14 protein-coding genes and 1 pseudogene are annotated in these 23,687 nt (G+C 74.0%); 1 reads left to right on the top strand and 14 read right to left on the bottom strand.

Annotation, left to right across the window (positions count from 1 at the left end):
* Positions 1–69: 69 nt before the first annotated feature.
* The 10 genes from NQZ70_RS10530 to NQZ70_RS10485 form a co-directional block, all read right to left on the bottom strand.
* Entirely contained in the window at positions 70–3,297 is a 3,228-nt protein-coding gene (locus NQZ70_RS10530; protein WP_129574098.1) for an efflux RND transporter permease subunit, read from the bottom strand.
* A 44-nt stretch (positions 3,298–3,341) separates the two neighbouring features.
* The gene (locus tag NQZ70_RS10525) at positions 3,342–4,433 is read right to left on the bottom strand and encodes an efflux RND transporter periplasmic adaptor subunit (protein WP_237245210.1); all 1,092 of its coding nucleotides are present in this window, start codon (positions 4,431–4,433) and stop codon (positions 3,342–3,344) included.
* Between the two features lie 694 nt (positions 4,434–5,127).
* Complete coding sequence (locus NQZ70_RS10520; RefSeq protein ID WP_129574097.1) at positions 5,128–6,726, bottom strand: glycoside hydrolase family 57 protein; 1,599 nt, start codon at positions 6,724–6,726, stop codon at positions 5,128–5,130.
* A gap of 172 nt (positions 6,727–6,898) precedes the next feature.
* Entirely contained in the window at positions 6,899–7,795 is an 897-nt protein-coding gene (gene hemC / locus NQZ70_RS10515) for a hydroxymethylbilane synthase (RefSeq protein ID WP_129574096.1), read from the bottom strand.
* A gap of 4 nt (positions 7,796–7,799) precedes the next feature.
* Positions 7,800–9,389, bottom strand: coding sequence for a glutamyl-tRNA reductase (gene hemA / locus NQZ70_RS10510; protein WP_272828181.1), 1,590 nt, complete (start codon positions 9,387–9,389; stop codon positions 7,800–7,802).
* A gap of 5 nt (positions 9,390–9,394) precedes the next feature.
* Entirely contained in the window at positions 9,395–10,306 is a 912-nt protein-coding gene (gene ccsA / locus NQZ70_RS10505) for a cytochrome c biogenesis protein CcsA (protein ID WP_129574095.1), read from the bottom strand.
* A 268-nt stretch (positions 10,307–10,574) separates the two neighbouring features.
* The gene (locus NQZ70_RS10500) at positions 10,575–10,976 is read right to left on the bottom strand and encodes a hypothetical protein (RefSeq protein WP_129574094.1); all 402 of its coding nucleotides are present in this window, start codon (positions 10,974–10,976) and stop codon (positions 10,575–10,577) included.
* Positions 10,977–11,060: 84 nt separating this feature from the next.
* On the bottom strand, positions 11,061–11,879 hold the full coding sequence (pssA, locus tag NQZ70_RS10495; protein WP_129574093.1) for a CDP-diacylglycerol--serine O-phosphatidyltransferase: 819 nt from the start codon (positions 11,877–11,879) through the stop codon (positions 11,061–11,063).
* A gap of 180 nt (positions 11,880–12,059) precedes the next feature.
* A complete protein-coding gene (locus NQZ70_RS10490) occupies positions 12,060–15,584 on the bottom strand; it encodes a hypothetical protein (protein WP_272828179.1) in 3,525 nt (1,174 codons plus the stop codon).
* On the bottom strand, positions 15,581–16,753 hold the full coding sequence (locus NQZ70_RS10485) for a PD40 domain-containing protein (protein ID WP_129574091.1): 1,173 nt from the start codon (positions 16,751–16,753) through the stop codon (positions 15,581–15,583). Before NQZ70_RS10485 ends, NQZ70_RS10490 begins: the two co-directional genes overlap by 4 nt.
* A 74-nt stretch (positions 16,754–16,827) precedes the next feature.
* Here NQZ70_RS10485 and NQZ70_RS10480 point away from each other — a divergent pair, with 74 nt between their 5' ends.
* Positions 16,828–17,424 carry a Uma2 family endonuclease gene (locus tag NQZ70_RS10480; RefSeq protein ID WP_129574090.1) on the top strand — a complete coding sequence of 199 codons (597 nt, stop codon included), beginning with the start codon at positions 16,828–16,830 and terminating at the stop codon, positions 17,422–17,424.
* A 4-nt stretch (positions 17,425–17,428) separates the two neighbouring features.
* On the opposite strand, the gene NQZ70_RS10475 is transcribed toward NQZ70_RS10480, so the two are convergent.
* The 4 genes and pseudogenes from NQZ70_RS10475 to NQZ70_RS10460 form a co-directional block, all read right to left on the bottom strand.
* The gene (locus NQZ70_RS10475; RefSeq protein WP_237245208.1) at positions 17,429–18,223 is read right to left on the bottom strand and encodes a hypothetical protein; all 795 of its coding nucleotides are present in this window, start codon (positions 18,221–18,223) and stop codon (positions 17,429–17,431) included.
* 219 nt (positions 18,224–18,442) lie between these two features.
* A complete protein-coding gene (locus NQZ70_RS10470) occupies positions 18,443–22,450 on the bottom strand; it encodes a serine/threonine-protein kinase (protein ID WP_129574089.1) in 4,008 nt (1,335 codons plus the stop codon).
* A gap of 152 nt (positions 22,451–22,602) precedes the next feature.
* On the bottom strand, positions 22,603–23,208 hold the full coding sequence (locus NQZ70_RS10465) for a PD-(D/E)XK nuclease domain-containing protein (protein ID WP_237245207.1): 606 nt from the start codon (positions 23,206–23,208) through the stop codon (positions 22,603–22,605).
* 52 nt (positions 23,209–23,260) lie between these two features.
* A pseudogene (locus NQZ70_RS10460) lies at positions 23,261–23,566 on the bottom strand (AAA family ATPase); the annotation flags it as partial.
* Positions 23,567–23,687: the final 121 nt, after the last annotated feature.

Below are 23,687 nucleotides of genomic sequence, written 5' to 3'. Positions count from 1 at the left end.
CCGCGTCGCGGCAGCGACGGGGGCCGGGCGCGGCGCGCCGCGGCCCCCGAGCGCCGCCAGGCAGTGCGGCTAGTCGAGGTGCGCCCCCACCGGCCGGCCGCCCTCGTGCGCGATCGCGGCGCGCGCCGCGGCGCCGTGATGGCCCGCCGCGACGACCCCGTCGCCCGCCGGAGCGACGCCGCCCTCCCCCGCCCCGCGGGGCGCTTCCGGATCGTCGTTGCCCCGCATGAAGGGCAGGACCCGCTTCAGCCACGACGAGACGTCGTCGAAGAGCGAGTAGGCGACCGGGGTCGCGAGCAGCGTCAGCAGGAGCGCCATCGTCTGCCCGCCGATGATCACGAACCCGGTCGCGCGGTTGGTCCCCGAGCCCGCGCCGCTCGAGGCGACGAGCGGGATCATGCCGGCCACGAACGCGAGCGTGGTCATCAGGATGGGCCGGAGCCGGTCGCGGTTCGCCTCCAGGATCGCCTGCGCGCGCGACAAGCCGTGCTCGCGCAGCTTGATCGTGTGATCGATCTGGAGGATCGAGTTCTTCTTCACGACGCCGAACAGCACGACGATGCCGAGCAGCGAGAAGATGTTGAGCGACTGCCGGAAGATGATGACCGAGATGAACGCGAACGGCACCGTCAGCGGCAGCGACAGGAGGATCGTGATCGGGTGCAGCCACGACTCGAACTGCGCTGCGAGCACGAGGTACATGAAGACGAACGACAGGAGCAGCGCGACCAGGAAGCTCTTCATCATCTTGGCGAGCTCCTTCGACGCGCCGACGGGGCCGGCGGAGTAGCCGGGCGCCAGGTTCATCTGCGCCACCGCCTTGTCGAGCTCCTGGACGACCGTCTGCTGCGAGTAGCCCGCCTCGAGGTTGGCCATCAGCATGACCTGCCGCTGGCGGTTGTACCGCTCGATGCGCGACGGGCCCGTCCCCTCGTTGAACGTGACCACGTTGTCGAGCGTGACCGCGCCGAGCTTGGTCGACGGCACCGTGATCTTCGCGAGGCCCTCCTTGTCGGAGCGGAAGCTCGGCAGCGCGCGCGCGCGCACCTCGTACTGCTCCCCGCCCTCGTTGTAGGTCGACACCTTGTACCCGCCGACCAGGAGGCGCAGGGTGCTGGCCACGTCGCCGACCTGGACGCCGAGATCGGCGGCCTTCTTGCGGTCGATCTCCACCCGGATCTCCGGCTTGCCGACGAGCAGCGACGTGTCCGGATCCACGACGCCCGGCATCGCCTTGAGCTTCTGGAGCAGCGCGTCGGAGTACTGGCCGATCTTCTGGAGGTCGGGGCCCTGCACCTGGTACGCGATCTGCGCGCTCTGGCCGCCGGAGAACGCGGGCACGACGCCGATGCTCGCGCGGAGCTTCTCCGCGTCGAACTTCGGCTGGAGCTCGCGCCGGGCCCGGTCGATGAGGTCCTGCTGCGACAGCTCGCGCTCGCTCACGGGCTTGAGCTTCACGTAGATGTTGGCGAGGTTCGGCGTCTTCTGCGGATCGTCGCCGATCGTCGTCAGCGTGTAGCTCACGCCCGGGAGCTTCTCGATGTCCGAGGCGAGCCGCGTGGCGATGACGCGCGTCCCGTCGAGGCTCACGCCCTCGGGCGCGCGCATGGTGACCTGGAACTGCGACTCGTCCTCGACCGGGAGGAAGTTGAACTTCGCGAGGCCCCCGAGGACCGGGATCGAGAACAGGGCCAGGAACGAGGCGAGCACGATCACCCAGCGGTGCGCCATCGACCAGCGGAGGAGCGACATGTAGCCGCGCTCGATCGGCCCGTAGAAGCGCGACTCCTTGGAGCTGTGGGAGGCGTCCTTGTTCGGCTTCTTCAGCCACCGCGCCGACAGCATCGGCGTCAGGGTGAAGCTCACGATCAGCGAGACCAGGATCGAGAACGCCATGGTGAGGCCGAACGAGTTCAGGAAGCGGCCGACGATGCCGCTCATGAACGCGACGGGGAGGAACACCGCGACCAGCGAGAGCGTCGTCGCGAGCACCGCGGGGCCGATCTCCCGCGTGCCCTGGAGCGCCGCCTCCCACGGGCTCGCGCCCTTCTCCTCGATCCAGCGGTAGCAGTTCTCGAGGACGACGATCGCGTCGTCGATCACGATGCCGACCGCCAGCGTCAGGGCGAGGAGCGTGATCCCGTTGAGCGTGAAGCCCGCCACCCTCATCAGGGCGAACGTGGAGATGATGCTCGTCGGGATCGCGATCGCGGAGATCATCGTGCTGCGCGCGTTCGCGAGGAACAGCGCGACGATGATCGCGGCGAGCAGCGCGCCGAGCACGAGGTGCTCCTTGACGGCGTTGACCGAGTTCTTGATGAACTCCGATTGATCGCGCGCGATGACGATCTGGTAGCCCGGCGGGAGGCGCTTCTCGACGTCGCTGATCCGCGCCTTCAGGCCGTCGATGACCTCGACGGTGTTCGTCCCGCTCTGCTTGCGGATGCTGAGGAGCACGGCGGGGTCGAGCCCGCGGAAGCCGGCGGACTCCGGCTCCGCCATGCCGTCCTGGACCTCGGCGACGTCGCCGAGCCGGACGGAGTAACCGTCGCGGCTCGCGAGCACGATGTCCGCCATCTGCTCGACCGACTGCACGCGGCCGCGCGTCCGCAGGGTGAGCGCCCTGCCCCCTTGCTCGATCCGGCCGGCGGGGATCTCGACGTTCTGGCTCGCCAGCGCCTGGGCCACCACGCCACCCGTCAGCGAGTACTTCTCGAGCTTCTCCGGATCGATCCAGATGTTGATCTGGCGGCTGCGGCCGCCGATGACCAGCACCTGGCCGACGCCGGCGAGCGACTCCAGCTCGCGCCGCAGCGTCTTGTCGGCGAACTCGGTCACCTCGCGGACGCTCGCCTTCGGCGACGAGACGGCGAGCGTGAGGATCGGGGCGGCGTCCGGATCCAGCTTGCCCACGACCGGCGGATCGATGCCCTCGGGGAGCTCCGCGAGGATGCCCTCGACCTTGTCGCGCACCTCCTGCGCGGCCACGTCGACGTCCTTCTCGAGCTGGAAGGAGATCATGACCTGGCTGAGCCCCTCGACCGACGCGGAGCGCAGCTCGTCGATGCCGCTGATCGTGTTGACCGCCGACTCGATCTTGTCGGAGATCTCCGTCTCCACCTCCTCGGGCGCCGCGCCGGGGAGGACCGTCGTCACGACGATGAACGGGAACTCGACCTTGGGGAACCGGTCCACGCCGAGGCCGAAGTAGGAGAACGCCCCGAGCACCGTCAGGAGCAGGACGATCACCGACGCGAACACCGGCCTACGGATGCAGATTGCCGCGAGCCATTGCATGGTCGCTACCTTTCTTCAGTAATGAGACGCGCGGTGCGCTCGGCTCACTGCGCCGCCGCGATCTCGATGCCGTCCGCCAGCTCGCTCACGTTGTCGATCGCGACCTCTTCCCCGTCGGCGACCGGGCCGATCACCTCGACGAGGCCGTCGACCTTGCGGCCGGTCTTGACCAGCCGCTCCGTCACGCGATCGCCGGACCTCACGAACACGCGCGCGCTCGTCCCGGAGGTGCCGATCGCCGCCTCGGGCACGAGGAGCGCCGTTTTTGACTCGCCGGTCAGCGCCAGCTGACCCTGCGCGAAGAGGCCGGGCCGGAGCTTCCCCTCGCTGTTGTCGAACTCGGCCTCGACGGGCAGCGTGCGCGAGGAGGCCTTGAGGCTCGCGCCGATGCGCTTCACGACGCCCGGGAACGTGCGATTGGGGAAGGCGGCGACCGAGATGCGGACCGGCTTGCCGATCTCGATGCTCGCGATGTCCGCCTCGGGCACGTCGATGCGGAGCCGCAGCGGGTTGTCGCGGACCACGACCGCCACCACGCGGCCCGGGCTCGCGAACTCCCCGACGCTGATCCGCTTCTCGGCGACGGCGCCGTCGAACGGCGCCCGCACCGTCGTGTCGGCCACCGACTTCGACGCGAGCCCCGCCTGCGCCTGCGCCGACGAGAGCGCGGCGACCGTCGCGCGGATGCCGTTGACCGCGGCCTCGTACTGCGCGGTCGCGTTCTGCGCCTGCGTGCGCGCCGCGTCCCAGGTCGACTGGGCGACGGCGCCCTGATCGAAGAGCTGCTTCACGCGCTCGGCCTCGGCCTTCGCGAGCTCCATGCTCTGCTTCGCGGCCCGGACCTCCGGCACCTGGTCGGGATCGATGTCCTTCGGCGACGCGCCCTGCTGCAGCGCGAGCTTGGCCCGGGCCTGCGCCACGGCGGCGGAGGCCGCCTGCGACTGGAGCGCCAGGTTGCGCGCGTCGAGCACGACCAGCGGGTCGCCCTTCTTGACCCGGGAGCCCACGTCGACCTCGACGCTCACGACCGAGCCGGCGACCTGCGTCGCCACCTCGCTGCTCTCGTCGGCGACGAGCGTGCCGCTGATGTCGAGCGTCTGCGGGAGCGCGCGCGTGGCCACCTTCCCGAAGCGCACGGCGGGCTTCTCGCGAGGCGCGGCGGTGTCGCGCGCGGGCGCGGGCTTCGCCTCCGCGTCCGGGCGCTTGCAGGCGGTCAGCGTGGTCGCCGCGAGCGCAGCGAGGAGCGCCGCGACGACGGCGGCGCGGGAGTGATTCGAGGCGGCGCTACGAGCGCCGAAAACCCGTCGAGCGATACGGCGCTCGGGTCCGCAAGGAGGATGTGTCATGGGGAGTCCGCCCGGTTCTTTGCCAGCGCCTGCCGGTGCGGTCCAGGAGCAAAGCTGGCGGGCACCACAGTAGGGTGCTGACCGGCCGGTCATCAAGGGGGTGCTCCGGCCAATGTCTCCGTCCCTCTCGCACTTTATGCCGCCATGGCCGAGGAAAACGTGCTGCGCGCCGCGCGCGGGGTTGCTCCGGCCGACGATCGGCAATGAAACCGAGCGGTGAATCGCCGGTCATCGTCCGGAAAGGCGGCGCCGGAACGGTGAGCCGCCGCGCGAATGCGCGCTCCTCAGCGCCGCGCGCCGCGGCCTCCGCGGGGCGCAAGAGTGCTGCGCTTCGGAGCAAGCCGCCAGCGGTCGCGACAAATTCCGCCATAGAATATTTCAGCAAAGGCGCATTTTCGTGTGTGTGTATTCGCGATGCTGAAAGCGGTTCAGCGCCTGACCTCCGGAGATGTCCGGAGACGGGGCAGCGCCGTGGAGATGCCGCTCATCGCCACGGGTCGAAGGCGTCCTGGAGCGCAGGGCCCGAGAGCTCGGCGAGGAACGGGTCGAGCGCGCAGAGCGCGTCGAGCCAGGCGACGTCGGCGGGGGCGGCCGAGGGCTCCTGGGCGAGGCCCGCGAGCCGGCGGGCGCGGGCCGCGTGGGCGCGGGTGCGCGCCTCCGCGTAGGGGACCATGTCGCCGGCGGACATCATGAACGCCCAGTCGCTCGACTGGAGGAGGAGGAGCTCGCGGATCGCCTGGTCCAGCGCGCGGCCGGGCAGGCCGCCCGCGCCGCGGCAGCGCGAGAGCGCCCGCAGCACCGTGCGCTCGGCGTGATGGGCGTGCCGCCACAGGCGCGCCGCGCTCGGGCCGGTCCAGAACGCGCCGAAGCCGCCTTCGCCCCACGTGGACGCAGCGGGCGCGACGACCTCCGTGGGCGGGTGGCGCTCGAGGTACGCGCCGAGCGCGATGGGGACGGCGCGATCCGAGGCGGCGAGGCCGCGCAGGGCGTGCTCGAGGAACTCGGGCCCCTCGAGCCAGAAGTGGCCGAAGAGCTCGGCGTCGTACGGGGCCACCAGGACGGGCGGGGCCGGCGCGCCGCAGATCGACGCGAGCGCGGCCTCGCGGCGGGCCACGAACGCCGCGGCGTGGGCGCGCGCCTGGGCGGACGCGCGGGCCGGGTCGTAAGGCGCCTTGTCGGGGCCGGGCCCGGTCACGCGGTGGAGCTTGAGGCCGGTCATGAGCCGGGCGCCGCCGGGGCCGATCTCCCCGTCGAGCTCGCGCTCGGGCAGGTCGAGCCCGACGTCGCGGTAGAACTCGCGGTAGACCGGGTGGCCCGGGTAGCCGGCGTCGCGCGACCAGACCTCGCGCGCGCTGTCGCGATCGCGCCCGAAGCACGCGACGCCGGAAGGCGAGCGCACGGGGACGGACGCGCCGGCGGACGGCGCTGGCGCGGCGAGCGCGAGGGCGTGGGCGTCGAGCACGGTGAAGCGGACGCCGGCCGCGGCGAGATCGGCGTCGATGCCGGGCGCGTAAGCGCACTCGGGCAGCCAGAAGCCGCGCGGTTCGGGCGCGCCCGTGAGGGCCGCGAAGGCGCGGCGGCCGAGCCGGATCTGCGCCCGGATCGACGCCGGCGTGGGGAGCAGGCCGGGCAGGTACGCGTGCGTCGCGGCGGTGGTGAGGAGCTCGACGCGGCCCGCCGCGGCGTGGCGCAGGAGGGCGCCGGGGACGTCGCCGCCCAGCGCCGCCCAGGCGCTCGCCGCGCCGGCGAGCCGCGCGCGGTAGAACGCGGCGGCCGCCGCGAAGCCGCTCCCGGCGAAGCGGGCCTCGACCCGGGCGGCGAGCGCGGTGAGGCGGCGGAGGTGATCCTCGAACCGGCGGAGGAGCAGCTCGTCGCGCAGCATCGCGAGGAGCGGCGGCGAGACGGAGAGGGTCAGCGGGGCGACGACGCGATCGGCGGCGAGGCGATCGAGGACGCCGAGCAGCGGGAGGTAGCACTCCCAGAGCGCCTCGAAGAGCCAGCGCTCCTCCAGCGAGCGCGCGTGCTCGGGGTGGCGCACGTACGGCAGGTGGGCGTGGAGGACGAGGGCGACGTAGCCCGGCATGAGCGCTGACCGGCGGGAGAGGTCGGCGGGCGCGATCTCGCACGGGCGCGCCGGCGCGGGAAGCGCGGGGCCGACCGCCGGCGCGGCTGGGCGGAGCCCACGATTTCCGCCGCAGGAGTTCCCGATCGAAATCGCCCCGGGGCGTCGGAATTCCGGCGTCGGTTCGTGCGCCTCAGCCTTTCTTGAGCTCCATCCCGAGGTCCTCCCCCAGGCGCGCGGCCTCGCGCTCGTCTCCGGGCCACGGGAGGCGCCGCTCGGCCCTTCGCAGCCGGGAGCCGTCGGGCTCGGCGAGGAACGCCCGCAGCCAGAGCGCGCCGCCGTCCCGCACCGCGTAGGCGGCCACCGGCGTCCGGCAGCTGCCTTCCACGGCCGCCATCACGGCCCGCTCCGCCGTGACGCAGACGGTGGTCTCGCGGTCCGAGAGCGCCGAGAGGACGCCGCGCACGCCGGCGTCCTCGGCGCGGCACTCGATGCCGAGCGCCCCCTGGCCGATCGCCGGCAGCGACACCTCGGGCGACAGGACCTCGGTCGCGCGATCGGCGAGGCCGAGCCGCTTCAGGCCGGCGAGCGCCAGCACCACGGCGTCGAACGTCCCGTCGAACACCTTGCGGAGGCGCGTGTCGACGTTGCCGCGGACCGGCTCGATCGCGAGATCCGGGCGCGCCTCGCGCAGCGCGACCGCCCGGCGGAGGCTCGAGGTGCCGACCCGGGCGCCCGCCGGCAGCTCCGCGAGCGGGGCGCCGCTCCGGGTGACGATCACGTCGCGAGGATCCTCCCGCGCGGGGATGCAGGCGAGGCACAGCGCCGGGGCGATCTCGGCGGGGACGTCCTTGATCGAGTGGACCGCGAAATCGGCGCGCCGGTCGAGCAGCGCCTCCTCGAGCTCCTTGATGAACAGCCCCTTGCCGCCGATGTCCTGGAGCGAGCGATCCTGCGTCTTGTCGCCCGAGGTCACCACCTCGAGCTCGCGGAGGGAGAGATCGGGCACCGCCGCCTCGAGGGAACGAGCGAAGGCGCGGGACTGGGCGAGGGCGAGCGCCGAGCGGCGCGTGGCGAGGGTGAGCTCCATGGGGTCACGCTCCCTTTAACCCAGCTGCGCGCACGGCCGCGGCCGGATTCGCGACGGCCATGACGCCGGCCTCGGCGGGCTGGGGGCGCGCGCTGGGCTGCCGGGCGTAGCGGCCGTCGTCGTCCGCGACCTGAGGGCGCGGGTCGGCCTGCCGCGGCGAGGCGCCGCGCGCGCCGGAGGGGGGCGGCGCTGCCCCGCGGGCGGACCGCGGCGTGGGAGGGCCCTCCGCGGCGCCGCGCAGCTCCCCCTCGGCGAGCACCGCGGCGGCGCCGTCGGCCGGCGCGCCGTCGATGTCGAAGAGCTCGCGGAGCGAGTCGACGTGCTCGGCGACGCGGGGATCGGCGGCCATGGAGCGGAGGCGGGTGGTGGGCACGTGGAGCAACTTGTTCGTGGCGGCGTCGACCATCAGCGCGAGCGCCTGGCGCTCGGCCGGGCCGAGGTGCCGGAGCTTGCCGGCGAGGCTGCGCTCGACCTCGGCCGCGAGGATGGAGCGCGTGCGGGCCCTGAGCCCCACGATCGTGGGCGTGAGGGCGCGCTCGAGCGTCCACGTCTCGAAGGCGTGCGCCTCGTCCGCGACGATCGCCTCGGCCCGCGCCGCCTCGGCGGCGCGCCCCTCGACCGACTGCGCCACGATCTGCGAGAGATCGTCGACGTCGTAGAGGTAGACGCTGTCGAGCTTGTTGACGGCAGGGTCGATGTCGCGCGGGACCGCGATGTCGATGAGGAACAGGCTCCGGCCCTTCCTGGCCTTGCGGGCCCGGCGGACGAGGTCGAGCGTGACCACGTAGCTCGGGCTCGAGGTCGACGAGATCACGATGTCGGCGTCGATGACGGCGCGCTCGAGCTCGGCCCAGGGGCGGGGCTCGCCGCCGACCTCGCGCGCGAGCGCGGCCGCGCGATCCAGGCTCCGGTTGACCACGACGAGGCGGGCGCCGGCGCGGACGAGGAGCTTCGAGGCGGCCTCGGCCATCTCGCCGGCGCCGATGAGCAGCGCCGTGTGGCCGGCGAGATCCGCGAAGATCTGGCGGGCGAGATCGATGGCGACGCTGGAGACCGAGACCTGGCCCGCGCCGATCGCCGTCTCGGTGCGCACGCGCTTGCCGACCTTGATCGCGCGGTGGGCGGCGCGGCCGAGCCGCGCGCCGAGGGCCTTCGCCCCGCGGGCGATCTCGATGGCCTCCTTCATCTGCCCGAGGATCTGCGGCTCGCCGACGACCATCGAGTCGAGCGACGCGGCGACGCGGAAGAGGTGGAGGACGGCATCGCCGCCGACGCGGCCGGCGAGGTGGCCGCGGACGCCGTCGCCGCCGAGGCCGACGAGGACCCCGACGGCGGCGCGCAGCGCCTCGTTGTCGGCCGCGAGCTCCTCGTCGGACGGCGGCGCGGCGCCGCCGGGGCGGGACAGCCCGGGCGCCTGCTGCCGCGGCGAGGCGTAGACCTCGACGCGGTTGCAGGTGGAGAGCACGAGCGCCTCCCCGATGGCGGGGTGCGCGGTGAGGCGGCCGAGCACCTCGGGGAGCCGATCGCGGCCGATCGCGAGCCGCTCGCGCACCTCGATGGGCGCGGTCTTGTGGGAGAGCCCGACGAAGATCACGGGCGCTAGCCTCCGAGCCCCGCGGCGGGGCGGATGAGGTAGATCACGAGCACCGCCGCGGCGCAGGCGAGCCCCGCGATGGTGCCGTACGCGGCGCGGCGGCCGCGCCAGCCGGCGGCCGCGCGCAGGAGCAGCACGAGCGCGATGAGGAGCCAGGTGGCGTAGCCGAAGATGACGCGCATCACCTCCTCGGTGCTGCCCATCTCGAGCTGGTGCGCCCAGTACGTCCCCGTGACGATGCCGAGCGTCAGCAAGGGGAAGCCGGCGATCAGGAACCGGTGGACGGCGCGATCGAGGGTGTCGAGCGGCGGGAGGCTGCCCATGCGCTCGACGTGCCGCTTCCGCTTGAGGCGCTTCTCCTGGACGAGGTAGAGCGCGGCGGCGGCGCCGGCGAGGAGGAAGAGGGCGATCCCGAGCAGGTTCGCCATGACGTGGGCCGCGATGAACAGCGGGCTGAGCTTCGGCTCGGGGTGCGGCTTGCCGAGGAAGAAGGTGCCGAGCAGGAAGGCGAGACCGAGCGGCCCGATGAGGAGCCCGAGCGCATCGATGCGGAAGCGACGGCGGGCGACGAGGTACACGGCGATCGCGAGGAGGGACGCGACCGAGAGCATGAAGTGGACCGAGTGGACCGGGCAGACGCGCGCGACGAAGCTGGCGAGCGTGACGTAGGTCGCATGCCCGAGGGCGCCCAGGCCGAGCAGCAGGGGCGCGTGCCGTGTGGCGCGCGCGGCGGCGGTGGCGCTCGGCCGGGCGGCGGGATCGTGGGCGTGCGCCCCGCCGCCGAGCAGGCCCGTGAGCTCCCCCGCGGAGGGGAGCCGCGCGCGGCTGCGGGCGACGTCGAGGAAGAAGAGCGCGCTGGCCGCACCGTAGAACAGGAGCGCGAGCGCGAAGCTGATCCCGGAGATGACCTCGGGCATGGCCCCCGTTATAGCCTGCCTTACCGGGGATGGCCCGCCGGGCTCGGAGGCGGGCGCGTACCCTCGTCGGAGCCGGCCCGACAGCACGGCGCCGCCGTTCGAGGGTGGGCGGGAGCCCCGGGGCGCCCGCCGCGCCGGGGGCACCGTCGCGCCCGACGGGGCGCCGGTGATCGAGGCGCCGCCGCGCCCGGTCGGGGCGGGGGCGCCGGTGACCGAGGCGCCGCCGCCGCGCCCGGACCGGGTACCGCCGCGCGGCGGTGCGGCGGCGCTACATCTTGCTCGTCAGGAACGCGGCGAGGAGCTCTTCGTCGCTGGTCAGGCTGCTGTTCGTGGCGGTCGACGCGGGCGCGGCCTTGCGGTGCTCGGCGAACGTGCCCACCGGCGCGCCGATGAACCCCGGGATCACGTCGTAAGCGTTGTCGCCGATGATCATCGACCCCTCGAGGATCTCCGCCCCGAGCTCCCGCAGGAAGGCGCGCGTCTTGACCCGGCCGAGGACCTCGTGGATGTCCGCCGAGCCCGTCACCTCGCGGAGCACGCGGATCGCCTCGATGATCTTGTAGCGGCGGCCCTCGGTCTTGATCAGAAGCTCGTCGTTGTTCAGATCGACGCGGTCGCTCGCGATCCAGTCGTCGAGCGCGGCCTGCGGAAAGAACACGCGGTTCTTCATCGCGGGCAGTCTACTCAAAAACAGGCCCGAGCGGTGGGGCCGCGATGCCGGCGGCCCGGGGTCGGCCAGCGGCCGGGCCCCGCGTCAGGCCGGAGGGGGCACCCGGGGCGGAGGCGCCGAGTCCCGCGACAGGCCGCGGAGGCGCGCCGGCAGGTGCCAGAGCGACTCGAAGATCCCGAGCAGCACGTAGAAGCCGAGCAGCCACACGAGCACGAACGCAGGCTGCAGCTGCGTCGAGATCACCGCGCTCGAGCCGACGGCGAACGCGACGAAGAGCACCGTGCGGACGTTGAGCCGGAGATCCTTGAAAGAGCGGAACCGGATCGTCGAGACCATCAGCAGCGACAGGATCGTCGTGGTCACGAGGATCGCCGGCGCGTAGCGCTCGCCGCCGATGTCGCCGGCGGCCGCGTGGTTGGCCACCACGATCGAGACCAGGATCCCCGCGGCGCCCGGGATCGGCAGGCCGACGATGTACTTCGAGGGCTTCGTGGGCTTGCCCGCCTCGCCCATGGAGAGGACGTTGAAGCGCGCCAGCCGGACCGCGCCGCACGCCGTGAAGACGAACGACACGAGCAACCCCGCGAGATCGAAGCGGTGCAGCGTCCACTGGTACACGAGCATCGACGGCGCCACGCCGAAGGAGACAATATCGGCCAGCGAGTCGATCTGCAGGCCGAAGGCGCTCTGGGTCTTCGTCATCCGCGCGACGCGCCCGTCGAGCGTGTCGAAGAACATCGCGAAGACGATGAGCAGCGCGGCGCGGTAGAAATCATCCTCCGACTGCGCGGTCGCCGAGCGCCGGATCGAGTCGAAACCGCAGAATATCGATGAGAGCGTGATCAGGTTCGGAAGCAGGAACAGCGTCTTCCTGAGCTCCAACCGCCGTCGCTTCCGGATCATGCCGCCTCCCTTTCAGGCAGGCCAGGCTATCGCCGCACAGACCACGAACGCAAGCGCCGAAGCGCAGACGCGGACCGCTAGAAGGTTACCGCGAGCCGAGATCCAGGAGCGTTTCATCGCACCCTCTGCTGCGTTTCATCCGTCCTTTTTCGGCCGTCGCTCAGCGCTCGGCGCGCGCCCTCAGCGCTCGGCGCGGGCCGTGGCCGGCTCGCTCCATACCGCCTCCGGGACCTTCGCGCCCGGATCGAAGCGGCAGGTCATGCGGCGGAGCTCGATCGCCGTGCCGGTCGCGCCGGACGAGCCCGCCGCGGCCCGGAACAGCCACGACTGCGCGAGATCGCCGGGGAGGATCGCGGAAAGAGGAGCCCGCCCGATCGCCCGGGCATCCCAGCCGGCGACGCACGGCGCGGACGGCGTGCCGTGGAGCACCGTGGAGGCGGTCAGGAGCACCATCACCTCGGGCGCGCCCGACGGGCCAGCGGCGTCGATGACGACGACGGGGTGGCGCGTGCCAGGGAACAGGGCCTCGCTGCCCAGAAAGAGCGGCGCTTCATGGCGCGCGGTCGCGGCGCGATCGGCGGCAGAGCACGGGCGCGGCGCGTCGCCGAGATCGAACGGCGTCGGCAGCGGCCGCGCAGGGCCGAGCGTTCCGTCCTTGCGAAAGGGCTGGAACAGGGCCCAGGCGATCGCATGCCGTGGATCGGCGACCAGGGTCGTCACGCCGATCGACGTGCCCGCGTAGGTCCAGTCGGTGTGCACGATCCGATCGCGGCCCGCGGGAGGCGCGACGGTCACGGCGTCGATCGCCCACGCGGCGCCCGGGCCAGGCGGGGTGGGCGCGCCGGCGGTGGGCGCCGGGGCCGGGCGGTGCGCGAGCAGCATCGCGGTCACCGGGCCGTTCGACGCCTGCCGGACCATCCCCACGCCGACGGGCTGGCCGTCCGCGACGACGGCGTCGGCGCGCACGTCGAGCGTGCCGTGGAGGCCCGACGCGGGCCAGGACGGGAAATCGAAGCGCTGGAGCTTGCCGGGCGGCTCGTAGAAGAACGTGAGCGCCGAGTGCGCGCTGCCGGAGTGCGGGCGGAGGAAGATCCCGCGCAGCGAGACCGACAGGAGCGCGGGGTCGTAGAAATCCTCGGGGGGCGGCGCGGGCGCGCGGCGCTGGCCGGCCTCCGGGCGCGCGCCCCGAGGCGTCGTTCGCGCGGCGTCCGGAGCGGGCTTCACGTCGCCGAGCTCGACCGGGCCGGCGTCGGGGATGACGCCGCGCCCCGAGGTGCCGTCCAGCCAGTTCTCCCACGCGACCTCGACGTTGCGCAGCGGCGCGCCCGGCTTCGCCGCGCCGCCGGGGAGCCGCACGCGCGCCGCGGCGTAGCCCTCCATCTGCGCGGTGAGGTTGGTCGCCACCCGCGCTCCCCCGATCCCCGCCGGCACCGCGGGCAGGAGCGATCGCGTGACGACGCGCGCCTCGCCGGCGCCGGACTCGGGGAGCGTCGCGGAGACGACGTCGATGGCGCCGCTCGGGGCGCGCGTGAGCAACGACCAGACCGACCGGCCGCGCAGGAGCTCGTCGGCGTCGGGCAGGCCGAGGCCGCTCGAGTCGACGTGGTCGACGCGCGTCCACTTCGAGGACGGCAGCGTCTCGCAGACGATGGGCGTGCGCACGGCGGGCTGGGTGCGCGGCGCAGGCTCCGGCGCGCGCGGCGGCGCGCCCTCGGCCTGGCCGCCCCAGCCGACGCGGGTCGCCGCGTCGCCGAAGAGGCAGCCGCTCGCGCCGCACGCGACCGCGACCGGCGCCTGGGCGAGCTCGCGCGAGAGCGCCGGCATCTCCGGGAGCTCCGCCCAGGTCACGCCGCCGTCGAGCGACTCCCAGAGCGCCGCGACGTCCTCGCCGTCGGCGCGCGCGCGCGCCGCCCGCGCCGAGAGCGCGACCACGCGCCGCCCGAAGCCGGCGAGCGCCGCGCTCTCCGCCGGCGCGACCGCCGCCGTGAGCACCCGGCCGTCCTCGTCGGCGGTGAGGTACGTGAGCGCGCCGCGATCCGAGAGCAGCAGGCCCACGGCGCCGTCGTCCGCGGGGCGGAGCGCGCTCTCCTCGACGATCTCGAGCCCCTCGGGCGACGCGCCCTCGCCCGGGCCGCCCTCGGCGTCCTCGTCCTCGTCCTCGTCCCCCCCCGGCGCCGGCTGCGCCCCGGCGGTCGCGTCGAGCGGCCGCGGCGCGAAGGTCTCGCCGCCGTCGTGCGAGACGAACAGCGCGAGGCGCTCGTCCTTGCCGCGGTAGCCGAGGAAATAGGCGGAGCGCCCGTCCGCCGAGAACGCGGGCAGCGCGGCGGGGGCGCTGAGCGTGGGGGCCGCCGCGAGGGTCACCGCGTCGCGCGCGTCGCGGGCGCCGTCGCGGGTGAGGAGCAGCGGCGCGGTCGGCTTGCACCCGTCCGCGCCGTCGCTCGGCCTGCAGACGCCGGTGAGGAGCGCCGCGCCCTCGGGCGCCACCGCGACGCCGACCTGGTCGATGTCGGCCGTCTCCAGCGTGGCTGCCGGCGACCACGCGTCGCCGCCGTCGTCGCTGCGGAGCACCCGCGCCACGATGCGGTCGCCGTCCGGCTCGGCGCACACCGCGACGACCCGCCGGCCGCTCGCGCCGAGCCTGATGCTCCCGCACTCGCCCGTGCCCGGCAGCGGCGCTTCCTTGAGCGGCCCGTCGATGGGGCCGCTCACGAGGCGCCACGGCGCGCCGGCGTCGTCCGGGCGCACCGCCTCGACGTACCGCTCGCCGGCGATCGCCGCCCGCCCGAGCCACACCGCGGCGGCGGAGGGCGCGCGCGGGGCCACGATGGCGAGCTCGACGTCGGCGCGCGGGAGCGTCGCCGCGCCGCGCGAGAACGCGGGCGCGCGCCGCGGATCCCAGGTCGCCGACGCGAGGAGGCCCTCGGCGAGGAGCTCGCCGCCGAGCGCGCCGACCCGCGAGAGGCCCATGGCCGGGAGCGGCGCCCGCGCCCAGGTGGCGCCGCCGTCCTCGCTCGCGAACAGCGCCTCGGGCAGCGCGAGCGCGAGCGCGCGGCCGCCCTCGGTCATCGCGACGCCGAAGGCGCGCGGCGGGGACCCGGCCTGCGCCGCGGCGCCGTCGAGCGGCACCGGCTTCCACCCGAGCTCCTCGCGCCAGCGGAGCACGCCGCCGGCCCGGGTCACCCCGAGCAGCGAGCCGCCGGCGCCCGCGAGCTGCACGAGCGGCTCCGGCGGCGACAGCGTCCGCGTGAACGGGCCGAGCGGCGAGGTGGCCTCGTAGATCGCGCCGCTCGCGCCGACGAACATCCACGAGGCCGGCGAGCGCCGCACGATCGCGGTGAGCTCCTCGGGCGCGGGCGCGGCGCTCGTCCTGCCCTGCCCCGCGCACCGGACGGGCGGCGCCGCGGCGTCCGGTCGCGCCGCCGCGGCCGCCCGGGGCTCGGGCGTCACCGTCCAGCGCTGGCCGCCCGGGGCCACGACGACGCAGCCGCCGCCGGTGGACGGCGCCCACGCGACCGCGGCCTCGGGCGGCGCCGGGTGGTAGCTCCAGCGCGCCGGCGAGGCGTAGGCGGCGCCCGCGATGTCGGCCGGCGGGAGCACGGCCGCGGCGGGGCGCGACGGCTGCGCCGGGGCGCTGGAGCAGCCCGCGAGCGCGCACGCCGACGCCAGGGCGAGCGGCGCGCGGCGCCGCGGCGGCGGCGCGGTCATTCGACCCAGCGGGCCACGAACAGGTTTGTCTCGCCGGGCTTCGCGCCGTACCGGTTCGAGGCGAAGACGACGTGCTCGCCGGTCGGCGAGAACATCGGGAAGCTGTCGAAGCCCTCGTAGAACGTGACGCGCTCGACGGGCGGCACGCCGTCGGGCCCCGGGGGCCCCTCGGAGTCGACCAGGTAGAGATCGAAGTTCGGCATGCCCCGGGCGCCCTGCGGGGTGCTGAAATCCGAGGCGAAGACGAGCCGCCGCGAGTCCGGCAGGAAGTAGGGCGCGAAGTTGGCGCGGCCGTTCCTCGTCACCGCGCGCGGGTTCTGCCCGTCGACGCCCGCGACGAAGATCTCGAGGGCGCTCGGGCGGACGAGCCCCTTGGCGAGCAGCGCGCGGTAGTCGTCGAGCGCCGCGCCGGTCGGGCGGCTCGCGCGCCAGACGAGCTTGGTCGAGTCGGGCGAGAAGAAGGCGCCGCCGTCGTAGCCGGGCGTGCTCGTGATGCGCCGGACGTCGGAGCCGTCGAGCTTCGCAGTGTAGAGCTCGATGTCCCCGTCGCGCGTGCTCGTGAACACGAGGCGCGAGCCGTCGAACGCGACGGTGGCCTCGGCGTCGTAGCCTTTCCCCTGGATGAGGGGGCGGAGATCCGAGCCGTCGGCGTTCGCGGTGTAGATGTCGAACTCGTCGAGCGGCCACACGTAGCCCTGCGAGTGATCCGGCTTCGGCGGGCACGCCTCGCCGGCGGCGTGGGTGGAGGCGAAGAGGACGCGCGGCTGCGCCGGGGCCGGGGGCGCGGGGAAGAGGAAGTAGCCGCAGGTCGTCTTGCCTTGGCCGTTCGAGACCCGGCGGACCTCGCCGCTCTCCAGGTCCATCACGTACTGCTGGTCGCACGCGCTGCCGTCGCGGGTCGACTGGAAGATGAGCTTCCTGCCGTCGGGCGACCAGTAGGCCTCGGCGTTCTCGCCGGCGAAGGTGAGCTGCCGGAGGTCGGCGAGGTGCTTCTCGCGCGGATCGGCGGCGACGCTCTTGCCGGCGCGGATGCGGAAGGGGAGCCACTCGGGCTTCGCCGTGGTCGTCGCCTCGGGGATCTGGCCGAGGGGCTCCTTCGGCCGGGGTTCCGGCGAGGCGCAGGCGGCGAGGAGCAGACAGGCGAGCAGGGCGGGCGGCCGTCGGTTCATGGCGGCGCGACTGTAGTACGAAAGCGGGGAGCCGTCGCGGGGAGGCCCGCGGCCGGATGCGGTACACTTCCGGCATGGCAACTGCCTCGCCGCTCGGTCGCGCCACCGCCGAAGATCTCGCGCGGCTGCCTCTTGACGTGCGCGCCGAGGTCATCGGCGGCGCGATCGTCGAGAAGGCGACCCCGAGCGCAGAGCACAGCGACGCGCAGGGCGAGGTGATCGCCCGCCTGCGCGGCCCCTTCCATCGCCGCCCGGGCGGCGGTCGTCCCGGAGGGTGGTGGATCCTCCCCGAGGTCGAGATCGAGCTCGATCCGCAGGAGGTCTACCGCCCCGACATCGCCGGCTGGCGCCGCGAGCGCACCCCCGAGCGCCCGAGCGGTCGGCCCGTGAAGAGCAGGCCCGACTGGGTCTGCGAGGTGCTCTCCGCCTCGAACGCCAGCAACGATCTCGTCAAGAAGCTACGCGTCTATCACCGATTCCAGATCACCCATTACTGGATCGTCGACCCGCAGAACGAGACCCTCACCGTGCTGCGCTGGACGGCAGACGGCTACCTCGCTGCGCTCACCGCCGGCCCCGGCGACCGCGCGCGCGGCGAGCCGTTCGAGGCCGTGGAGCTGCCCGTCGGCGCCCTGTTCGGGGGCGACGAGGAGCCCGCGGCGGGGACCTGAGCCGCTACTGCCGGAAGATCGTCACCGTCGTCGGAGTCGTATGGCCGCCGCCGGAGCAGTTCCGGAAGCTGCCGTCCGACGCCGGGAGGCCGCAGTGATCGTCGCACTCGCCGAGGACCTCGACGACGCAGCCCTCCGCGTCCGCGCCCGTCCCGCCGCACACGCGGCGGATGAGCGTCGACCCGGGCGACCTGCACGCGAACCGGAGCTGCTCCGGCGCGAAGAGATCGCCGAAATAAGCCCCCTCCCGGTGAGGGAAGGATTCCCGCTCCGCGGTCTCCAGCTCAAGGGCCTTGTTCTGGCCGCGCATCGAGATGGGGACGCTCTCCCCGAGGTGGTTGACCCTGGCCAGCATGCAGGCGGACACCCACCCTTGGCATCGCGCGTTGCAGTGACCGTGCGCCCTGCCCCACTCGGGTGAAAGGCCGACATCCCCCTCGAAGACGTGAGCCTCGCCGTCCAGGGAGACCTCCACCGACTGCCCCGCAGGGAGCGCGCAGCCCACAGCGTACTTCAGGAACTCGCGGGCCAGCGGATCCCGGAGCGCGTTCAGGACATCGCTGCTGCCGGCGATCGCGTCGGTGGTCAGCGGATTGCCCGTGAGCGCCGCCGTCGCGAGCCTGTCGGTCGTGAGCGCGCTGGCCTTGAGCGCGTTCTTCGTGAACGCGTTCCGCGTGAACACCTCTTGCGCCGCCGTCTCGCTGTCCTCCTCGGAGGGCTCGGCCTCACCCACGCAGGCCGGCAAACAGACGCTCATCAGGCCCAGGAACGAGATCGCGAATACAGTACGATTTCGCATAGCCCCCTCATTAACCACTGAAACATGTATCAGGAGTTTCCTCAACGCATTTCGGGAGGAACCTCAGAGATTCCGCACCTGCGTCGATATGGCAAAAACGGCGAGCGAGCAGCCGGTCAGGCGTGCTCGTGGGCGGCGCGAGGACTCCGGGAGAGACGCTGGGAGGGAATCCTACGTTCGGTGGATCGCACCGTTATCCATCGCACCCTTGTCGCATCGTCACCGAGCGTGGCTGTCGCCGAGCCACCGCGCCGCCAGCGCGAACGTCTCGCCGTTGTCGAGCGACGAGAGGAACCGATCCCGGTAGCGAGGATTCGAGATCTGCCCGGCGCGGGCGAGCACGCTCTGGCGCGCCCGCGCGATCGCGGCGATCCCTTCGTCCTGCCGGCCGCTCGCGAAGAGGGCCTCCGCCCGGACGAGCCGGATCAGCGACTCGCCCTCCTCGACCGCGCCGAGCGACTCCAGGAGGGAGAGCGCCTCGCCGGACAGCGCGAGCGCCTCGTCGGCGCGCCCCTTCCGGAGCAGCACGCGCGCCGAGAGCGCCCACGCCGCGGCGCGCAGCGGCGGCGCGCTCTGCAGGAGCTCGGCGGCGGCGCGGGCCTCGGCCTCCGCGCCGGCGAGGTCGCCGCCGAGCAGCGCCGCCTTCGCCAGGTAGGCGCGGGCGACCCCCTCGGCCCTCGGATCGCCCAGCCGCTGGAACGTCGCGATCGCCTCCGCCTCGACCCGCCGCGCCTCGTCGAGATCGCCGCGGGCGATCATCACGTTGCCCAGGTTGCTGCGGGCGAACGCGGCCAGGTCCGTGAGCTCCATCTGCTCCGCGGCGCGCATCGCGGCGCGCAGCGCGGCCTCGGCCCCCTCGTAGTCGCCGAGCTCCATGGTGATGGCGCCCAGGTTCACCCGCAGCGAGCAGGCGTTGCGGCGATCGCCGCTCCGCTCGAACACCGCGAGCGCCGCCTCGATGCCCTCCAGGCAGGCGCCGGGATCGCCGGAGGTCATCGCGCGGATGGCGCGCGCCTCGTAAAGCCTGGCGAGCACCTCGACGTCGAGCGCCCGGCCCTCGTCCCCGCTGCGCTCCAGCGCGGCGATGATCCCGTCCGCGGCGGCGTAGCGGCCGCCGAAGACGAGCCAGAGGGCGCCCTCGACGAGGCAGATGTCCCTCCGGGTGAGCGCGCCCTCGCCGGGCGACGCGCCCCGCGCCGTCGCCACCCAGGACTCCACGCGGTCGAGGGCCCCCTGCTTGCCGGCGGCCAGGACCACCTCGGTCGCGGCGGAGTACCAGGGCGGCGAGCCCGGCTCGAAGAGCGCGGCCGCCTCGAGCGCGCGCTGCTCGGCCACGGCGAAGTCGCCGCGCCACACGCGGGCCTCCGCCTCGACGAGGAGCAGCCCGCCCGCCTCCGCCCCGGCGGCGCCGCACGCGAGGCCGCGCTCGGCGTGCCGGATCGCGGCGAGGAGATCGTTGCCGCGCAGGGACTGCTCCGCCGCGCGCCGGTACCACGCCGCCGCCCGCCCTGGCTCGGCGCCGCGCTCGAAGTGCTCCGCGAGCTCCGCCGCGTCGCCCTTCCCCTCCCCTTCCAGCCACTCGCCCGCGAGCCGGTGGCCGAGCTGCCGGTCGTAGTCCGTCAGCGCGCCGTACGCCGCCTCCCGCACGAGGCCGTGCCGGAAGCTGTACTCGGGCTCGGCCGCGCCCGCCTCGCCCAGCGCGCCGAGATCGAGCGCCGCGGCCTCGGACGCCGTGGGCGCGTCGCGGTCGGGCCCGTCGAAGGCCCCCGCGCGCGGGGAGGAGGACGACATCGCGGAGAGGAGGCCGTCGCCGCGCCGGCCAGGCTGCCGCCGCGGGACGATCACCTCGCGCTCGACGAGCTCGGCGAGCCGGTCCCCCACCTCGGCGTCGGCGCCGCCGAGCAGCGCGGCCACGCCCGCGGGCCGGAAGCTCTGGCCGAAGACGCTCGCCGCCCGGAGGACGCGCCGCGCCTCGGGATCGAGCGCCTCGAGCCGCGCCTGCACCATCGCCAGCACCGTCTCCGGCAGCGCGGCGCCCCGCCCCTCGGCGGCGGCGCGGATCTGCTCTTCCAGGAAGAACGCGTTACCGTCGGCGCGCTCGACCAGCGTGGCGACGACCTCGTCGGCGGCCGCGTTGCCGAGCGCCTGGCGCACGAGCCGCTCGCCGGCGCGGCGCGAGAGCCCCGTGAGCTCGATCTCCTGCACGCCGCGGCCGGCCCACAGCTTCGGGAACATCTCGCGCACCTCGGGCCGGCCGAGCGCCAGCACCATGAACGGCGCGTCGCGCAGGTTGCGGAGGGCGCTGTTGATCATGGCCACCGTCGGCAGGTCGCCCCAGTGCAGGTCCTCGAGCACGAGCAGCACCGGCTGCGCCGCGCACGCGGCGCGCAGGAACTCCTCCCAGGCGAGGTGCAGCTGATCGCCCATGAGCACGGAGCTCCGGCGCGCCACCCGGAGCGCCTCGCTCTCGTCGTCCGGGAAGGGCGCCCCCACGAGCTCGCCGAGGAACGGCGCGAGGCGGGCGCCGTCCTCGCCGTGGCGGCCGACGCGCTCGCGGATCTTGCGCTGCACCGCCGCGGCCGGCGTGCCGTCGGCGACGCCGAGCGCGCGCCGGAGCACCTGCGAGAGGAGGCCGAAGGAGGCGCCGGCGCTCATCGGATCGCCGCGCGCGATCCAGACCTCCATCGGCTCGCCGCGCGCCCGGAGGCGCCGGAGCAGCTCGGTGCGCAGGCGCGATTTGCCCATGCCGGCGGGGGCGGTGACCAGCACCGCGGACGGGGTCTGCTCCTCGATGCACTGGACGAAGGTCGCCTCGAGGAGGGACAGCTCGCGGTCGCGGCCCACGCACGGCGTCGGCTTGCCGAGCAGGCGCGGCACCACCTCGAGGTCGTCGCGCTCGCCGCGCAGGAGGTGGCCGGTGGGGTCGGATCCGACGTCGAACCTCGCGCCGAGTAGGCCGGCCGTGACCTCGTCGATGCGGACGACGCCGGGCCGCGCCGCGTCGCCGGCGAGGAGCGCCGCGGCCTGATCGATGAGGTTGCCGATCGGGGAGCGGGCGCTGAGCTCGGTGCGCCCCGAGACGAGCGCGACGGGCGCGCCGCCGAGCAGCACCTGCATCGCGAGCGCGCACCGCGCCCCCCGGGCGGCGAGATCGGTCGGCGCGACGGCGCCCGAGAGCACGACGACCGGCGAGCGCGACTCGATAATCTCGAGGCGGCCCTGGTGGCGCTCGGCGAGGGCGCTGAGCGCGCGCACCCGGAGCGCGTCCTCGCCCTCGGACCGGGTCGCGTCGCTGTCGAGCGCGCCGTCGCGGGCGAGGAGGAGGCAGATCATCCGGCGCTCGCCGGTGGTGAGCTCGGGGGCGGGGCCGCCGATCGGCAGAGGGACGCGCCGCGAGCCGGGCGCGAGCTCGCCGAGCGACGCGAGCTCGGCGGCTACGGCCGCGCCGTCGCGGGGGCGGTCGCGCGGGGCCTTGGCGAGCATGCGCATGACGAGATCGTCGAGCGCGGCGGGCACCTCGCCGCGGAGCTCCCGGAGCCGGGGCGGATCCTCGAGGAGGACCTTCACGAGCACGGAGAGGCCATCGTTGCCGACGAACGGGGGTCGGCCGGTGAGGCAGCGGTAGAGGACGCAGCCGAGGGCGAAGACGTCGGCGCGGGCGTCGATGGTGAGCTCGCCGCGCGCCTGCTCGGGCGCCATGTAGCCGGGGGTGCCGAGCATCACGCCGGGCATGGTGAGCTCCTGCCCGGCCTCCGCGACGCGCGCGACGCCGAAGTCGAGCAGGGTGACCTCGTCGACGGAGCCGCCGACGAGCAGGAGGTTGCTCGGCTTGAGGTCGCGGTGGACGACGCCGAGGCGGTGGAGGGCGCCGAGCGTGGAGGCGACGCGCGCGCCGAGCGAGAGGCTCTCGGGCACGGTGAGCGGCTCGCGGAGGAAGCGCTCGGCGAGGGTCTCGCCGGAGAGCCACTGCATGGCGAGGAAGAGCTCGCCCCCGTCGGTCGCGCCGTGCGCGACGTACCCGACGATCCCGGGGTGACGGAGCGTGGCGAGCGCCTGCGCTTCGCGGAGGAAGCGGTGCGTCTCCTGGGGGCCCCGGCGCTGGAGGATCTTCACCGCGACCGGCTCGCCGGTGAGCCGGTCGCGGGCGCGGAAGATCTGCGCCATGCCGCCCGCGGTGGCGTGGCCCTCGATCTCGAAGCGGTTGCCGACGATGTCCCCTGCGCGCATCAGCGGTACCCCTGCGGCGGCCCCGGGAGCCGCGGCGCTCGCCAGTGCAGTGCGTCGGAAGAGCCCATCGCAGTGGCCGAGGATATCCAGAACCGCGCCGCTTCCAGGCAGCAATTTGTGCTGTGAGGAAGGCAACCGTTACGAGATCTAGGTTACGGTTTGCCGCGGTGCGGTGCGAAGGCGGGCAGGACGTTGTGCTCCGCACCACGACACGTGTCCGGAGCGGTCAGTCCCGCGAGGGTCCGTCCTCGGCGCTGGATGAGGACGTCGTCGACCGGCCGCACCCAGGCGCGCTTTCCGTCGAAGACCGCGACAAGCGCGTGCACGGGCGCGGCGCCGGCGGCGACGAGCTCCGGCGCGTAGCGGCGATCGCGGACCTGCCGCGCGGCGGCGAGGAGCGCCTGCTCCGGCGTCTCGCCGCGCTGCGGCACCTTGAGCTCCAGCACGACCCCTGGACGCCCCGGCGTCCGCGGTCGCACGAGGACGTCGGCGCGGCCGAGGCCGGACTCGCGGTTGGAGCGGACGTCGTAATCGCCCTCGAGCTGCACGAGCAGGCCGAGGATGAAGCCGTGATAGAGCATCTCCGGCTCCCGGCCGGCGGGGTCCTGATAGGACATCACGGTGACGAGCAGCCGCTCGACGAGCGCCTCCGCATCGGTGAAGCCGAAGGACGTTGCGTAGCGGCGATCGCTCAGAATCGAGGAGACGATGACGTTGTTGAGGCCCGAGAAGAGGTTGAAGATAACGGTGCTTCGCATAGAGCCCCTCGAGCTCTCTGCGAAGCCCTTCCAGCGTGATCTCGTAGGAAAGGGTCTTGATGTCCTTGAACGTGAGGAACAGGATAGGGTGCTGCTGAAAATGCGCGCGGGCCGCCGGGTCGCTCCAGACGGAGAGATCCTGGAACAGCGGGGAGAGGTCCTCGTCGCTTTTCTCAAGGAAATACGCGAGGGTGGAGAGGTTCAGTGTCTTTCCGAAGCGACGCGGCCGCGGGAATAGGACGACCTGAGCGGGATCGGCGAGGAGCTGTCCGATGAACGAGGTCTTGTCGACATAGCCGGCGCCCGCCCGGCGGAGCTCGCGGAAGTCGGATTGGCCGAGGGCGGGGACGAAGGGCATGGCTTCCTTCGATGGGTCCGCCGCCTTTCAGCGGCGGAGAGGGGGCTCGCGGCGCGCAGAGGGACTGTCCTCGGCCCCACCTCGCCCGTCAAGCATTCCCCCGGGAAGGGCAGACGTGCCC

Source organism: Sorangium sp. So ce836 (assembly GCF_028553905.1).
GTDB classification, from domain to species: Bacteria; Myxococcota_A; Polyangia; order Polyangiales; family Polyangiaceae; genus Sorangium; species Sorangium cellulosum_D.
Note: the sequence above shows the minus strand (reverse complement) of the source record. Positions and strands in the feature narration are given on the sequence as shown.

What these genes read in the sequence shown, in the direction of transcription:
- NQZ70_RS10480 (WP_129574090.1), top strand. Translation starts at nt 16,828, where the DNA reads ATGGCAACTGCCTCGCCGCTCGGTCGCGCCACCGCCGAAGATCTCGCG.
- pssA (WP_129574093.1), bottom strand. Translation starts at nt 11,879, where the DNA reads ATGATCCGGAAGCGACGGCGGTTGGAGCTCAGGAAGACGCTGTTCCTG.
- NQZ70_RS10520 (WP_129574097.1), bottom strand. Translation starts at nt 6,726, where the DNA reads ATGCCGGGCTACGTCGCCCTCGTCCTCCACGCCCACCTGCCGTACGTG.
- NQZ70_RS10490 (WP_272828179.1), bottom strand. Translation starts at nt 15,584, where the DNA reads ATGACCGCGCCGCCGCCGCGGCGCCGCGCGCCGCTCGCCCTGGCGTCG.
- NQZ70_RS10475 (WP_237245208.1), bottom strand. Translation starts at nt 18,223, where the DNA reads ATGCGAAATCGTACTGTATTCGCGATCTCGTTCCTGGGCCTGATGAGC.
- NQZ70_RS10530 (WP_129574098.1), bottom strand. Translation starts at nt 3,297, where the DNA reads ATGCAATGGCTCGCGGCAATCTGCATCCGTAGGCCGGTGTTCGCGTCG.
- NQZ70_RS10485 (WP_129574091.1), bottom strand. Translation starts at nt 16,753, where the DNA reads ATGAACCGACGGCCGCCCGCCCTGCTCGCCTGTCTGCTCCTCGCCGCC.
- NQZ70_RS10465 (WP_237245207.1), bottom strand. Translation starts at nt 23,208, where the DNA reads ATGCGAAGCACCGTTATCTTCAACCTCTTCTCGGGCCTCAACAACGTC.
- NQZ70_RS10470 (WP_129574089.1), bottom strand. Translation starts at nt 22,450, where the DNA reads ATGCGCGCAGGGGACATCGTCGGCAACCGCTTCGAGATCGAGGGCCAC.
- ccsA (WP_129574095.1), bottom strand. Translation starts at nt 10,306, where the DNA reads ATGCCCGAGGTCATCTCCGGGATCAGCTTCGCGCTCGCGCTCCTGTTC.
- NQZ70_RS10500 (WP_129574094.1), bottom strand. Translation starts at nt 10,976, where the DNA reads ATGAAGAACCGCGTGTTCTTTCCGCAGGCCGCGCTCGACGACTGGATC.
- hemC (WP_129574096.1), bottom strand. Translation starts at nt 7,795, where the DNA reads ATGGAGCTCACCCTCGCCACGCGCCGCTCGGCGCTCGCCCTCGCCCAG.